The organism is Streptomyces sp. NPDC093018 (assembly GCF_040684035.1).
Taxonomy (GTDB): domain Bacteria; phylum Actinomycetota; class Actinomycetes; order Streptomycetales; family Streptomycetaceae; genus Streptomyces; species Streptomyces murinus.
On record NZ_JBFBFF010000018.1, the window covers coordinates 106,055 to 120,494 of the forward strand.

At 72.0% G+C, this 14,440-nt stretch carries 7 protein-coding genes; 1 reads left to right on the forward strand and 6 read right to left on the reverse strand.

Annotated features, from left to right (window positions below; all coding sequences use genetic code 11):
- The first annotated feature begins 86 nt into the window (after positions 1–86).
- Positions 87–1,127 carry an alpha/beta hydrolase gene (locus AB0N90_RS31060; RefSeq protein ID WP_365202234.1) on the forward strand — a complete coding sequence of 347 codons (1,041 nt, stop codon included), beginning with the start codon at positions 87–89 and terminating at the stop codon, positions 1,125–1,127.
- Between the two features lie 73 nt (positions 1,128–1,200).
- On the opposite strand, the gene AB0N90_RS31065 is transcribed toward AB0N90_RS31060, so the two are convergent.
- The 6 genes from AB0N90_RS31065 to AB0N90_RS31090 form a co-directional block, all read right to left on the reverse strand.
- Complete coding sequence (locus AB0N90_RS31065; protein ID WP_365202236.1) at positions 1,201–2,172, reverse strand: hypothetical protein; 972 nt, start codon at positions 2,170–2,172, stop codon at positions 1,201–1,203.
- Between the two features lie 211 nt (positions 2,173–2,383).
- Positions 2,384–3,079, reverse strand: a complete 696-nt coding sequence (locus AB0N90_RS31070) for a formyltransferase family protein (RefSeq protein ID WP_365202237.1) — start codon at positions 3,077–3,079, stop codon at positions 2,384–2,386.
- Complete coding sequence (locus tag AB0N90_RS31075; protein WP_365202239.1) at positions 3,076–4,323, reverse strand: cytochrome P450; 1,248 nt, start codon at positions 4,321–4,323, stop codon at positions 3,076–3,078. Before AB0N90_RS31075 ends, AB0N90_RS31070 begins: the two co-directional genes overlap by 4 nt.
- Positions 4,317–6,104 (reverse strand): type I polyketide synthase, encoded by a 1,788-nt coding sequence (locus tag AB0N90_RS31080; protein WP_365202241.1) that lies wholly within the window; start codon positions 6,102–6,104, stop codon positions 4,317–4,319. The genes AB0N90_RS31075 and AB0N90_RS31080 overlap by 7 nt, the downstream gene beginning before the upstream one ends.
- Before the next feature lie 34 nt (positions 6,105–6,138).
- Positions 6,139–7,950 (reverse strand): non-ribosomal peptide synthetase, encoded by a 1,812-nt coding sequence (locus AB0N90_RS31085; protein ID WP_365202243.1) that lies wholly within the window; start codon positions 7,948–7,950, stop codon positions 6,139–6,141.
- Entirely contained in the window at positions 7,947–14,144 is a 6,198-nt protein-coding gene (locus tag AB0N90_RS31090; protein ID WP_365202245.1) for an acyltransferase domain-containing protein, read from the reverse strand. Before AB0N90_RS31090 ends, AB0N90_RS31085 begins: the two co-directional genes overlap by 4 nt.
- Between the last annotated feature and the right edge of the window lie 296 nt (positions 14,145–14,440).

Sequence of the window (14,440 nt, forward strand, 5' to 3'; positions counted from 1 at the left end):
GCGCCGCCTTCGGGGGGCGGGGGTCGGCCTGTAGCGTCGCGGACGGACTGACCGCACCGCACGCAGCGGACGACGGAGGGTTTCATATGATCGACAGGCGTACCTTCGGGAAGGCCGTCGGCCTGGGGACCGGCGCGGCCGCGCTCTCCCTGACCGGCTCGCAGTCGGCCGACGCCGCCCAGGCCATTCCCGGCGGGGCGGACGAGGCCCCCGCACCCGGGGGGCACACCACTTTCCCCGCGCTCAAGCAGGTCGACGCGGGCGTCCTCGACATCGGGTACGCCGAGGCGGGCCCGGCCCACGGCCCCGTCGTCATCTGCCTGCACGGATGGCCGTACGACATCCACAGCTACGTCGATGTCGCCCCGCTGCTCGCCGCGCAGGGGTACCGGGTGATCGTGCCCTACCTCCGCGGCCATGGCAGCACCCGGTTCCGGTCCGGCCGTACGGTCCGCAACGCCCAGCAGTCCGCGGTCGCCCTGGACATCGTCGCGCTCATGGACGCGCTGGAGATCCGCGAGGCCCTCCTCGCCGGCTTCGACTGGGGCTCGCGCACCGCCGACATCATCGCCGCGCTGTGGCCGGAGCGCGTCACCGCGCTCGTCTCCACCAGCGGTTACCTCATCACGAACGTCGAGGCGCAGAAGTCGCCCATCGCGCCCGCCGACGAGCACAACTGGTGGTACCAGTACTACTTCGCCACCGAACGCGGCCGCCAGGCCATGGAAACCCCTAAGCTGCGCGACGAGTTGTGCCACCTGGTGTGGCAACTGGTCTCACCCGGCTGGAAGTTCGACGAAGCCACCTTCCGGCGCACCGCGGCGGCCTTCGAGAACCCCGACTACGCCGCCGTCGTCATCCACAACTACCGCTGGCGCCTCGGCCTCGCGGACGGTGAACGCCGTTACGACCGCTACGAGAAGGAACTCGCCGCCCGGCCCGTGATCCACGTCCCCACCATCACCCTGAGCCCCGAACTGGACCCCTTCACCGCACCCGGCGACCCCACCCGGGACCGCTTCACCGGCCCCTACGAGCACCGGGTCGTGGCGGGCGTCGGCCACAACCTCCCGCAGGAGGCACCGGCCGTCTTCGCGCGGGCCGTGCTGGACGCCGGCCGCCTCTGACCGCAAATCCGGGAAACCGGGAAACAGGGGAACAGGGGCTGGACGGTGCGAAGTCCAGCCCCTGCGGCGGGACTCAGTCCCAGTTGCACCGGTGCGCGAGGAAGTAGGTCAGGCTCGTGGCGTTGTCCATGCCCACGTCCGCGTGCCAGGACTCCAGGTCGAAGGTCGGCCCGGTGCTCCAGCCGCTGTCGTCCAGCGGATCCTCCACGACGAACTTCGCGTGGCAGGCGAACTGCTCGAACAGGGACCGGTGTTCGGTCTCGTCCACGTCGTCCGGATAGGGCACCAGACGCCACAGCTGCGCCCACGCCCCCTGGAAGTCCGTACGGGCGTCACGGTATCCGTCGTCCGTGGGGTACGGCCGGACCACGGCATTGCCGGTCCCGTACGGGATCTCCACCCGGACCTTCTTGAACCAGTCGGTCCTCGTGCTGCCCTCGTAGCCCACGCACTCGCCGTGGCAGCCCTCGATGCCGTTGCCCGGACTCCAGAAGATCGACAGGTTGTTGGACGAGAAGGTCTGGACGACCTCCTTGTCCGGGTCGTCCGGCTTTTCGTCGGACGTCGGGTAGCCGAACGGCCCGCCCTCCCAGCCGTACCGCGCCCACAGTTCCCCGATCTTCCCCCACACGGGGTGGGCGCCGTGCGAGAGGGTGGGATGCCAGTAGACGGTGCCGCCCTCGAACTCCTGGCGCCTGCCCTGCCCGTCGGGGTTGGTCAGCTCGTCGCCGACCGGGAAGCCGAGGGTGCCCGCCTCCCAGCCGAGGGCGCCCCACTTGTCGCCGATGGCGCCCCACACCGGATGGGCGCCCGTGGTGGCGGTCCAGTAGATCGAGCCGCCCGTGAAGGTGTTGTACCTGCCGCGCCCGTTCGGAGTGGTGAGTTCGTCGGTCGTCGGGCAGCCCAGTGGGGACTTCTCGCCGCCCATGTCCTGGTACTTCTTCAGGATGTCGCCGCCCACCCGGTGGCCGCAGATCGTGGCGTCGTCGGCGAGCGCCGGGGGCGCCTGGACGGCCAGGGCGACCAGCGCGGCGGCGCAGACCACGGCCGCGGACCTGAGCAGGGCGGCCGGCCGGGCTCGTAAGCGATGGGATACCTCTGTCCGAGAAATCCTCGGAGTCCTCTGTCGAGTCACCCGCCTCACGCTAACGACCGGCCCGGGGCCGGGAGGAAGCGGTGGCATATATCCCAGGATTCCTCACACGACCCCCATCCCGCCCCTGCCCAGCACCCGTTCCACCATGCAGGGCCCCACTTCACTCCCCGTGCAGCGCCCATCTGCTGCCGTCCACGGCTTCCGAGCCCGGCAGGGCGATGAGTTCGGGTTTGAAGAGCGGGGGCGCGCCCATGGCGGGCTCCCAGGTGGCCAGTTCGTCGTCCTGGGCGACCTCGACGCGGCGGCCCTTGGCGAGGTCGGTGACCACGCGGACCAGCAGGCGCACACCGAGGGGGGCGAGGTGTTCGCGCCACAGGGTCTCGGGGGTCGAGCCCGGGGGTACGAACAGATGTTCCTGGGCGGCGATGGGGCCGCCGTCGGTGCGTTCGGTGAGGTGGTAGACGCTGCCGCCGGTCACCTTGTCGCCGTCGCGGATCGTCCACCGGATCGCGTCCCGGCCGCGGTGCAGCGGCAGCAGGCTCGGGTGGTAGCCGATGGCCGCGACGGCGGCGCGGGCGCGGGTCGCGCGGCCGATGAAGGCGTGCGAGTGGGCGGCGACGATGAGGTCCACCCCGTCGGGGACATGCATCGCGCGCAGTTCCGCCGAGTCCGTCCAGGGGACGCTCCTCGGGTACGCCCACGCGCGCAGCCGGTCCCAGGACAGCGCGTTGTCCTCGTCGGAGTGCCCCTTGCGCAGCCGGGGGGCGGCCACGCCCGCGATCCGGTGGCCCTCCTCGCCCAGGGCGTCCGCGACCTGGACCGCGAACGCCCCCTGTCCCGAAAGGTAGATGTTCACTGGGTTGCCGCCTCTTTCATCGAGCGGGGGTCGGGCCGCAAGCGCACCGGCAGCGTGGAGAACCCGGTCAGGAAGTTCGACCGGATGCGCAGCGCCTCGCCGGTCTGCTCGAAACCGTCGGTGAAGTCTCGTAGCGCCAGGAGCAGTTCGGTGATCTCCACCTTGGCCAGATAGGAGCCGAGGCAGAAGTGCGGGCCGTAGCCGAAGGCCAGATGCTTGTTGGGGGAGCGGCCGAGGTCGAACTCCCCGGGCCGCGCGAAGACCCGCTCGTCCCGGTTGCCGGAGGCGTGCCAGAGCGTGACGATCTCGCCGGGACGCAGCCGTACGCCGTGCACCTCGGTCTCACGGACCACGGTGCGCCCGAAGTGCATGGTCGGGGAGGCCCAGCGCAGCACCTCGTCCACGGCGGTGTCGATCGCGACCTCGCCGTCCTTGAGCCGCCGCCACTGCTCGGGCCGCGCCGCGAGGGTGTGCACACCGTCGATCATCGTCAGCCTGCTGGTCTCGTCGCCGCCGATGATCAGGCTGTAGCAGTTGAGCACGATGTCCTCGTCGGACAGCGGCACCCCGTCGACGGAGCTCGCGACCAGCATGCTGATCACATCGTCACCCGGCGTCGCCCGCCGCTCCTCGACCATGTCCATGAAGTACAGCAGGATCTCGTTGCGGGCCATCTCGGAGTCGGTCTCGTCGACGTCCTCGGTGTCGGCCGACAGCGCGGCCTTGGTCTGGGCGAGCAGATAGTCGCGGTCCTGCTCGGGCACGCCGAGCAGATTGGAGATCGTGGTCATCGGGATACGGCTCGCGATCTCCGCGGCGAAGTCGCAGCCGCCCGCCTCGACCGCCGCGCGGATCAGCCGCCGGGTGTTGGCCCGCACCGCCGCCGCGACCTCGCTGAGCACCCTCGGCGAGAGCACCCGCTGGAGGATCTTGCGCAGCTCGTGGTGGCGGTGCCCGTCGGTCACGGCCAGCATCCGCCCCGCCCCGGCGTCACCCCCGCCAAGCAGCGTGACCAGCACATTGCCGCGCTCGGAGGTGAGGTTCAGATCGTCACGGTAGGCGGCCATGATGTCGTCGTACCGGGACAGCACCCAGAACCCGCGGCGGCCGCCCACCGGCGGGTTCCAGTACACCGGCGCGGTCTCCCGCAGGGTGCGCCAGAACCCGTCGAGGTCATGGTCCGCGAAGGTGTCCGGGTCGCCCAGGTCCACGGTGGCCGGCGCCGGGGCGCCCGCGGTCACCATTCGGTGCGCCAGAACCGGCGCGGCCGGAACGGGTAGGTGGGCAGCGGCACGCGATGGCTCGCCTCCCCCTTGTGCAGCGGACGGAAGTCCACCCGCCGCCCGTTCACCCAGGCGGCGGCGAGCGCGGCCAGCGCCCGGTCGTCGTCCGGCGCGGCCGGGACGATCCCGTGGTCGCCCTGCGGGAGGGCGTCGACGTCCACCTGAGGGGCGGCACCGGTCGTGACGGCCGGGCCGCCCGCGGAGTCGGCGGCCAGCGCCTCGATCAGCTCCTCGCGGCTGCGGACCACGGCCGCCCACCGGCGGTCCATCGTCCGGCGGCCCAGGTTGAGGCTGAAGCACACATCGTCGAGCCGCAGACCGGGGTCGGCCAGCAGCCGGTCCCGCAGCCGGGCGCGCTGCCGGGCGAGCGCGTCGTCGTCCAGGGCGGACAGGGTGGCCAGGCGCGGCCTGCCGACGGCCTCGGGGGCGCGCTCGGCGAGCGTCGGCGCCTCTTCGAGCACCAGGTGCCCGTTGTAGCCGCCGCCCCCGATCGCGGTGATCCCGGCGCGCCGGATGCCGGCCTCCGGCTCCCAGTCCGCGGACTCCAGTTGGGGCACGAACGGGGTGCTCGGAAAGTCGATCTCCGGGTCGGGCTCGGTCAGGTTGATCGTCGGCGCCAGCGTCCGGTGGTACAGCGCCATCGTGGCCTTCATGGCGCCGAAGCCGCCCGCCACCACCCCGCCGTGCCCGACGTTGCCCTTGACCCCGCCGATCGAGCAGGTGCCGGTCTGCTTGCCGAACGCCATGTTCACGGCGTGCACTTCGAGCTGGTCGGTGATCGGCAGCCCGAGTCCGTTGGCCTCGTACATGGACACCGTGTCCGGGCTGACGCCGCCGACCTGCATGGCGGCCGCGATGCACGCGCTGAGCCGCTCGGGCTGCGCCAGCCCGTAGGCCATCGCGCTGACCCCGTTGTTGTTGATGGCCGAGCCCTTGACCACGGCGTAGACGTGGTCGCGGTCGGCGACGGCCTGGGCGAGCGGCTTGAGCAGCATGGTGACGACACCGCTGGACAGCGCGGCGCCGGTGCCGGCCGCGTCGAACGGGCGGCAATGGCCGTCCCGGGACAGGATCCGGCCCTCCTCCCACAGATGACCGCGCGGGTGCGGCAGCCGGACCATCGCGCCGCCCGCGATCGCCATGTCGGTCTGCCCCAACAGCAGTGACTGGCAGGCCAGATGCACCGCGTAGTGGAATCCGGCGCACGCGGTGGTGACGGTGACGGCCTCGCCGGTCAGCCCGATGTAGTACAGCGCGTTGGACGTCATGGTGTCCGGCGACCACGCCAGACCGTGCTCGATCGCCTCGGGACCGACCGACACCCGGTCCGGCGGAGTGCCGTAAAGGGCCGCCGTCTGCGGGTTGTTGGCGCCGTAGATGCCCATCTCGCCCGGCACCCGGTCGGGGTCGTAGCCGCCGTCCTCCAGCGCCTCCCAGGCGCTCTCCACGAACAGCCGGTTCTCCGGGGTCATCGCGGCCGCCATCCGGTCGCTGATGCCGAACACCGACGGATCGAACGCGTCGTACCCGTCGAGGGTGCCGCAGGCCCGCACGTAGTACGGGTTGTTGATCAAAGTCTCGTCGACCTTGATCTCGTCCTTCTCCAAGAACCGCACGGACTCCCGGCCGTGCACCAGGTTGTCCCAGAACTGTTCCTTGGTGCGGGCGCCGGGCGCCTTGCACGAGATGCCGATGACGGCCACGTCGCCCGGGTCGTAGTCCTGCTCGGGACTTTCGGACATGAGAGGCTCCTGCTCAAGTGGGTTGGGGGAACGCTCAGTTACCGGTGGAGGAGGCGCGGCCGCGCAGCGCGGCACGGCGTACGGCGGCCCGTCGGCGGGCCGACTCGACCACCTCGGGGGTGGCGTCGCCGTCCTCGTCGAGCCAGCGGCCCAGCGAGTGGATGTCTCGGAAGCGGAAGAGGTCGGGCACCCGGACGCGGCGGTCGAAGCGCCGGGTCATCAGCCGGGCCAGCCGCACCAGCAGGAGCGAGTCGCCGCCGAGGTCGTAGAAGGCGGCCCGCACATCGATGCCGGCCGGTTCCAGGCCGAGCAACTGGCCCCAGATCTCGGAGAGCGCCACCTCCGTCGGCGTACCGGCGGCCGTCACGGGCCCGCCCTCGGCGGCCGGTGGCTCGGGCAGCGCGGCGCGGTCGAGCTTCCCGCCCGGCGTCAGCGGCAGTTCGTCCAGGACCACGATCGCCCCCGGCACCATGTACTCGGGCAGTTCGGCGGCCAGCTTGCCGGTGATGGTGGCCTGGAGTTCGGCGTCCAGCCGGGCGCCGCCCCGGGGCCCGCCCTCGGTCACGACGTAGCCGACGAGCCTGCGCCCGTGTACGACGGCCGCGGCCTCGCGTACCTCGGGGCAGCCGGTCAGCCGGGACTCGACCTCCTCCAGCTCGATGCGATGGCCGCGCACCTTGACCTGGTTGTCGGTGCGGCCGACGAACTCCAGTTCACCGCTGTCGGTGCGTACGACGACATCGCCGGTGCGGTACATGAGCCCGCCTGCGAACGGGTCCGGCACGAACCGTTCGGCGGTGGTCTCCGGCCGGTTGAGATAGCCGTGGGCGACGCCCGCCCCGCCGAGGTACAGCTCCCCGGGGACACCGTCCGGCACCGGCCCCCGGTCCTCGTCCAGCACATGGAGCCGGGCACCGGCCGCCGCCGCGCCGATCGTGGGCTCGCCGGTCCCCTCCCTCGGCACCGGGCCCAGCGTGCAGAAGACGGTGCCCTCGGTGGGGCCGTAGGCGTTGAAGACCTCCGCGCCCGTCTCCGCGTACACCCGGTCCACCAGCTTGCGCCGCAGCGGCTCGCCGCCGAACACGACCGTGCTCAGGTTCGGCGGCAGCCCGCCGGCGTCCAGGAGGGCGTTCGTCACCGACGGGATGGCGTGCAGCAGGGTGACCTTGTCGGCGTGCGGGCTCTCGGGCAGATGGACGGTGCTCTCCACGAGCACGAGGGCGCCGCCCCGGCTCAGCGCGGGGAAGATCTCCATCACGGACATGTCGAAGCAGATCGAGCTGGCCGCGCAGACTCCGCCGAGGTCGCGGTCGCCGAGGACCTGGTCCCAGGCGGACAGCATGGCCGCGCAGCCGCTGTGCCGGATCGCCACGCCCTTGGGCTTCCCCGTGGAGCCCGAGGTGTAGATCACGTAGGCGGTGTCGGCGGGTACGACCGGTACGGGCTTCTCGCCGGGCTCGGTCGTCACGGCCCCGTCCAGCACCACCAGGGTCGGGCCCGCCGGGCAGTTCTCCCGGGACGCGGGCGTGGTCAGCAGCAGATTCGTGCCGCTGTCCCGGACCATGAACTCCAGCCGCTCGGCCGGGTACCTCGGGTCCAGCGGCACATAGCAGGAGCCGGCGCGCAGGACGGCCAGGACGGCGACGAGCAGGCCGGGCGTGCGCTCGACGCAGACGCCGACCGGGACCCCGGGTCCGGCGCCCTCGGCGATGAGCCGCTGGGCCAACTCCTCTGACAGCTCGTCCAGTTCGCGGTAGGTCAGCGCCCCGGTGTCGGAGTGGACAGCGGTGGCGTCCGGGCTCTTCCCGGCCTGTTCGATGAACCTGGTGTGCAGGGTCTGGGTCACTGGTCCGTCTCCTTGGCCCGGCCACCCGGCGCGATGGCGTCGAGTGCCAGGTCGGGGTGGGCGATCGAGTCGAAGAGCACGGTGCGGTAGAGCGCGAGCAGTGCCGTCACGGTCCGCCTCTCCAGATAGCTCGGCTTGTACTGGACGTGGCCGACGACCTCGCCGCCGATCTCCGCCATCGAGATCTCCAGGTCGAACTTGGCGAGGTGCCTGCGTACGGGCAGCGGCTCCAGGGGCAGGGCGCCCTCGGGTGCGATGGTGTCGCCGATGCCGTGGAAGAGCTTCACGGAACGCGGAAAGGCGTCCGAGGAAAGCCAGTTGAGGACGACGTCGAACCATGGCGAGCGGCCCTCGGCCCGCGGCGGCTTCAGTTCGGACGCCAGCAGGTCGAGCGGATAGTTCATGTGCTCCAGCAGGCCGAGCGAGAACGCGTGCACCTCGCGCAGCAGCTCCCGGAAGCCGCGGTCACCGGCCGGTTTCGCCCGCACCAGGACCGTGTTCAGGTAGTAGCCGATGGCGGACTCCCAGCCGGATTCCGCGCGCTGGGCGATGGCGGTGGCAAGGACGGAGTCCTCGACGCCGGCCGCGCGGTTGAGCGTCGCGAAGAAACCGGCCAGCACCACGGTACTGATCGACACCCCCTCGCGCACCGCGAACTCCCGCAGTGTCCGCGTCTCTTCGGCGCTCCAGCGGAAGGTGAGGTCGCGGCCCTCGTAGGTGACGCCGGGCGGGCGCTCGACGGGGGACAGATCGAGGTGGGCGGGCGGATCGGCGAGCCGCCGCGACCACCAGTCCAGTGCCGCCTCGGCCGCCGGACCGGCCAGCCACTGCCGCTCCCACTCCACGAACTCCGTGTACGGCGCGACCGGTTCAGCGGCCGCCGGATCAACGCCCTCGTAGAAAGCCTGGAGTTCGCGGATCATCACATCGGCCGACGCCGCGTCCGAGGCGATGTGGTGCACGAGGACCAGCAGATAGTGGTCGGCCGGGCCGCGCCTCATCAGGACGACCCGCACCAGCGGCCCGTTGTCCAGGTCCAGCGGCAGATGGCCGTACACGGCGAGTTCCTCGCGGGCCTGCTCGTCGTCCAGGTGGGTGCTGTCCGTGACCAGGAACTCGTACTCCGGTTCGTCGAGGATGACCTGGTACGGGCTGCCGCCCGCCTCCACGAAGATCGTGCGCAGCGCGGGATGCCGCCGCAGCACGGCCGCCACGGCACGCTCCAGGGCCGGTGCGTCGACCTCGGCCCGGACCCGGGCGGCCACCATGAAGTTGTACGGCACGGCGTCCGGGTCGATCTGCTGCATGAACCACAGCGAGGCCTGGCCGTGCGACGCCGGGGCCAGCTCGAACCCGAGCCCCTCGGCGCGGAGTTGATCAAGAGCGGGGGCGTCGGTGGGGTCGAGCAGACCGCGGGCGGCGAGCTCGTCCAGGAGTTCCTCGGCGTCCAGTTCGCAGAGGGCGTCGAGAGGGGTGCGGTGGGGTGGGTTCGAGGAGGCGACGGGGGCGGGGGCGGGGGTGGAGACGGGTGAGGGTGAGGCGGGTGCGGGCAGTGGGGTGGCGGGCGGGGCCTGGGTGGGGGAGGCCGGCGCGGGCGGGGCCGCTGCGTGCGGGGCCCGCGCGGACGGCTCCAGGGCGACCGGCGCCGCCCCGGCCGCCGCACTCCCGCCCGTCCCCGCGCTCTCCCCGCCGACCACCTCACCGAGATGGCCGACGATCTCGGAGACGGTCCGCCCGTCCAGGAACACCACGGGCGACACCCGCTGCCCGAACAGCGACTGCACCCGGTTGACCAGCCGGATCGCCAGCATCGAGTCGAGCCCGAAGTCCCGCAGGCTCGACCCCGCGTCGAACCGGTCCTCCGGCACGCCCAGCACATCGGCGATCTCAGCGAGGACCAGCTCTTGCACCGACCTGCCCGCGACGGCCGCACCCACCGGCTCGGCCACGGCCTCCGCCACCGCCACGGACGACGTGGCCGACGCGGACGGCACAGCCGACGCGGACGGCACAGTCGGCGGGGCCTGCACGACCGTGGACGCCAAGGTGCCGTCGACGCGCGGCGCCGCATCCAGCCAGTAGCGCTCCTTCTGCCACTGCACCAGCGGGGTCTCCACGACCTCGACGTCATCCGCGAACAGCGTGTCGAAGGTCAAGGGCACGCCCCTGACGTGCAGCGACGCGGCCGCCTCCAGCAGACAGCGCAGGTCGCTCTCGCCGCGTCGCAGGGAGTTGACCGCATGCACCCGGGCGCCCCGGGTCAGCGCGATCTCCTCGACCGCGCCGCGCAGCGTCTCGTGCGGGCCGATCTCCACGAAGGTGCCGATGCCGTCCTCGACCAGCGCGCCGATCGTCTCGGCGAACCGGACCTGATCGCGCAGGTTGTGCACCCAGTAGCCGACGTCCACGACCGGGTTCACCGCCCCGGCAAGCGCCGTGGAGTGGAAGTCGATGCTCCCGGTCAACGGGCTGATGCCGTCGATGCGTTCACGCAGCGGCCCGGTCAGCGGATCCATGCCGGGGCTGTGCACCGGCCGCTCGACCCGGATGTTCCTGGTCGAGATCCCGGCCGCCCGCAGATCCGCCTCCAGGGCGCGCACCGCCTGCGGCGAGCCCGAAACCGCCGTACTGGTGGGGCTGTTGACCACGGCGACGGCCGCGTGCTCGGCGTACGGCGCGAGCCATGGCACCAGCTCCTGCTCCGGCAGGTCCACCGAGATCATGGCGCCGGGGGCCGCCTCGCGTTCGAGCAGATGCGATCGCGCCACGACGACACGCGCGGCGTCCTCCAGCGACAGCGCCCCCGCGACACACGCGGCCGCGACCTCGCCCAGGCTGTGCCCGACGACGGCGGCCGGGCGGATGCCGAGCCCCAGCCAGACCCGCGCCAGCGACACCTGGAGGGCGAACAGGACCGGCTGCTGGAAGTCCATCTCCTCGAACCGGGCCTCGCCCTGCGGGGCGTCGAGCTGTTCGAGCACCGAGCAGCCACCGGCCGCGCGCACCGCGGTGTCGCAGGCGTGCATCCAGGTGCGGAACCCGGTGTGCGTGCGCAGCAACTCCCGCCCCATGCCGACCCATTGGGTGCCCCCACCGGAGAAGACCAGTGCCACCCGCCGGTCGGCGTTGCCGGAGACCGTGCCGGTGACGACCCCGGGGTGCGGTCGCCCGGCGGCGACCCGGGCGAGCCCGTCCAGCACGTCCTGGCGGCTGCGGGCGAGCAGCGCCACCCGGTGGTTCTGATGGGTGCGCCGGGTCGAGAGGGTGTAGGCGAGGTCGGACACCCGCAGGCCCGCGTCGCGTTCGACATGGTTGGACAGCGCACGGCAGGTGTCGGCCAGCGCGGCCGCCGAGTGCGCGGACACCGGCACGAGACGCAGGGCCTCGTCCTCCGCGGCGGCGCCCTGACCCGGTCCGACGTGGCGTCCCCTGTCACCCGTGAGGAACGGGGACGCCGTCACCGGGTGTCCTGCGGTGTACAGCGCGCCGAGCGAACCCAGCAGGGTCTGGGCCTCGTCGGCGCCGCGCCGCAGCGAGGGCAGGGTGGGGGCGTCCAGGAGCTGCGAGGCGGCCTTGAGCAGGAGCGGGTGCGGGGACAGCTCGACCACCGCGTCGATGTCGTACTCGCGCAGCGCCGTCAGGGCCTTGACCACCTGGATCTCGTGGCGCAGGTTGTCCGCCCAGTAGCCGGGCCCGAGTTCCGCGCCGTCGACGCGTTCGCCGGTGACCGTCGAGATCATCGGGACGCGGGTCGTGCGGGGCCTGATGCCGTCGAGTTCGGCCCGCAGCGGGGCGAGGACGTGGTCGACCAGGGGCGAGTGGGGTGCGTGGCCCATCCGTACCCGATGGGTCGTGATCCCCTCCTCGGTCAGCCGCTGGACGAGCGTGTCGATCTCCTGCGGGGTGCCGGTGACCAGCGTGGAGTCCGGGCCGTTGTGGCCGGACACGGTGAGCTGCCCGGTCAGATACGGCTGGACGGCGGCCGCGTCGGTCGTGACCACGATCCCTTCGCCGCGGCCGACGGCCAGCTGCTGGAGCAGCCGGCCGTGGCAGGCGGCCAGCCGCGCGGCGTCCTCGAAGTCGAGCGCCCCGGCGATGTGCGAGGCGGCGAACTCGCCGACGCTCTGGCCCACGACGACATCCGGCGCCACCCCCAGCGAGTGCCAGGCGTCGGCCAGCGCGACCTGGAGGCAGAACAGCAGCGGCTGGAAGACGTCCATGTCGTCCAGGCGGCCGTCGGGCGCGAGGAGTTGATCGACCGGGGAGAAGCCAAGCAGCTCCCGCAGCCGCCGGTCGGAGCGCATCATGGACCGCCGGAACACGGGCATCCCGGCGAGCAACTGCCTTCCCATGCCCACCCATTGGGAGCCGTTGCCGGAGAACAGGAACGCCACCCGCGGCCTGCGTCCGCCCGCCTCCCCGGCGCTGAGCCCCGAGGCCGTCGTACCGGCCGCGAACGCGTCCAGCTGGGAGCGGAGTTCACCCATGTCACGGGCGGCGGCCGCGAGCCGGAACCTTCCCTCGCCGGGCGCCCGCCCGCAGACCTCCCGCAGATCATGCTCGTCCCGCAGAGTCCGGGCCCGCTCCGCCAGCGCCTCGGGGGAGTCCTCGGCCAGCAGCAGGAGTCTGCCCTCGGGGCGCGGCAGTTCCTCGACGGCGACATGGCAGATCGCGCCGCCGAACCCGAACGAGCTGACGCCCCCGCGGCGCGCGTCGGAGCGGCGCGGCCACGCGGTCAGCCGGTCCTGCACGGTGAGCCCGTACTCGTCGAAGAGGATCTGCGGGTTCGGCGCGGTGTAGTGCAGGCTCGCAGGCAGCACCCCGTTGCGGATCGACAGCGCCAGTTTGACCAGGCCAACGATCCCGGCCGCCGCCTCCAGATGTCCGACATTGGACTTGACGGACCCGAGCCGCAGCGGCGCCGGCCGGTCACCGCCCAGGACCGCGCCGATGGCATTGGCCTCGATCGGGTCGCCGAGCGGCGTCGCGGAGCCATGGCACTCGATGTAGTCCACGAGGGACGGTGCGATCCCGGCCCGCCGGTACGCGGTGCGCAGCATCAGCTCCTGCGCCTGCGGATTGGGCGCCGTCATGCCGTTGCTCAGCCCGTCGTTATTGGCCGAACTGCCCTTGATCACGCAGTACACCGGCAGCTCGCGCTCCAGCGCCACACTGAGCGGGGCCAGTACGACGACCCCGGCGCCCTCGCCGCGGACATAGCCGTCGGCGCGCGCGTCGAAGCTCTTGCAGCGGCCGTCCGGGGCGAGCGCGCCCATCTGGTCCATCGCCGTGTAGTAGTCGGAGACGAAGCTCAGATTCACGCCACCGGCGAGCACCAGCTCGCTCTCGCCCATCCAGATCGACTGGCAGCCCAGATGCACCGAGACCAGCGATCCGGCACAGGCGGCGTCGATGGCCATGCTCGGGCCCTGGAGACCGAGGACGTAGGAGACGCGGTTGGCGATGATGCCGTCGTGCATTCCGGTCGCGGTGTGCGGGGTGATCCGGCTGTCGGGGCCCCGGTAGTGCGCGAGTGCCGCGTAGTCGCCCCAGCAGGACGCCATGAACACACCGGTGTCGCTGCCGACCAGGCCGAGCGGCGGCACACCCGCGTCCTCCAGCGCCTCCCAGGCCAGTTCCAGGATCAGCCGCTGCTGCGGGTCCATCTGGACGGCTTCCCTGGGCGAGATGCCGAAGAACAGCGGGTCGAACCGGTCGATGCCGTCGATGAAACCGCCCCAGCGCACCGAGTCGCCCAGCAGCTCGCGCCGCGCGGCCGGTACCGGCCCCACGGCATCGCGCCCCTCGGCCAGCAGCCGCCAGAACGCGGCGGGATCGGGACCACCGGGGAACCGGCAGCCGATGCCCACGATCGCGACGGGCTCGTACGAGGGCCCACGGCGGTCCCGGCCGGGGGCGGCCGCCTCCGGCGTGGCGGGCGGGCCCTCGACCAGTGCCCGGGACAGCTCGTCGACGGTCGGATATTGCCACATCCAGGTGACCGGAACCGGTCGGCCGAGGAATGCGGACAACGCGGCGGCGAGCGTGGCCGCCTTGGCCGAATCCAGACCGTACTGGTGCATCGGCGCCCAGCGATCCACCGCGTCCCTGGAAACGTCCAGCAGCTCGACGAAGCGAGAAAGCAGAAAATCTGTGACGGCGCGCACATCGCGCGCCCCGCGCTCTTGGGGCATTTCGCCTCCTCGGCAAGGCGGATGGAATGGGCCGGTCGCCGGCCCGAAAGCGGGAGATGGTTTACGGACACAGAGGTTCGTTCGGCCGCGCCGGGTACTCCGGCGCGTCACCACACACGCGAAAGCAACCAAGAGGTGCTGATGAAGAAGGAGTTGGAGGAATGTCCGAGCGATCGAGCGTCCGTGGTCAGCGGACGGCTACCGGCTCACGCTCGACGGATCGTGCGGCCCCCTGGACAAAGGCGGTGCCGCCGAATACCCGAATGACTGCACTGAACCATGACTGCACTGAACCG

Bases quoted from the DNA above. Each gene is read 5' to 3' on its own strand.
- AB0N90_RS31090 (WP_365202245.1), bottom strand. From the start codon at position 14,144: ATGCCCCAAGAGCGCGGGGCGCGCGATGTGCGCGCCGTCACAGATTTT.
- AB0N90_RS31080 (WP_365202241.1), bottom strand. From the start codon at position 6,104: ATGTCCGAAAGTCCCGAGCAGGACTACGACCCGGGCGACGTGGCCGTC.
- AB0N90_RS31060 (WP_365202234.1), top strand. From the start codon at position 87: ATGATCGACAGGCGTACCTTCGGGAAGGCCGTCGGCCTGGGGACCGGC.
- AB0N90_RS31075 (WP_365202239.1), bottom strand. From the start codon at position 4,323: ATGGTGACCGCGGGCGCCCCGGCGCCGGCCACCGTGGACCTGGGCGAC.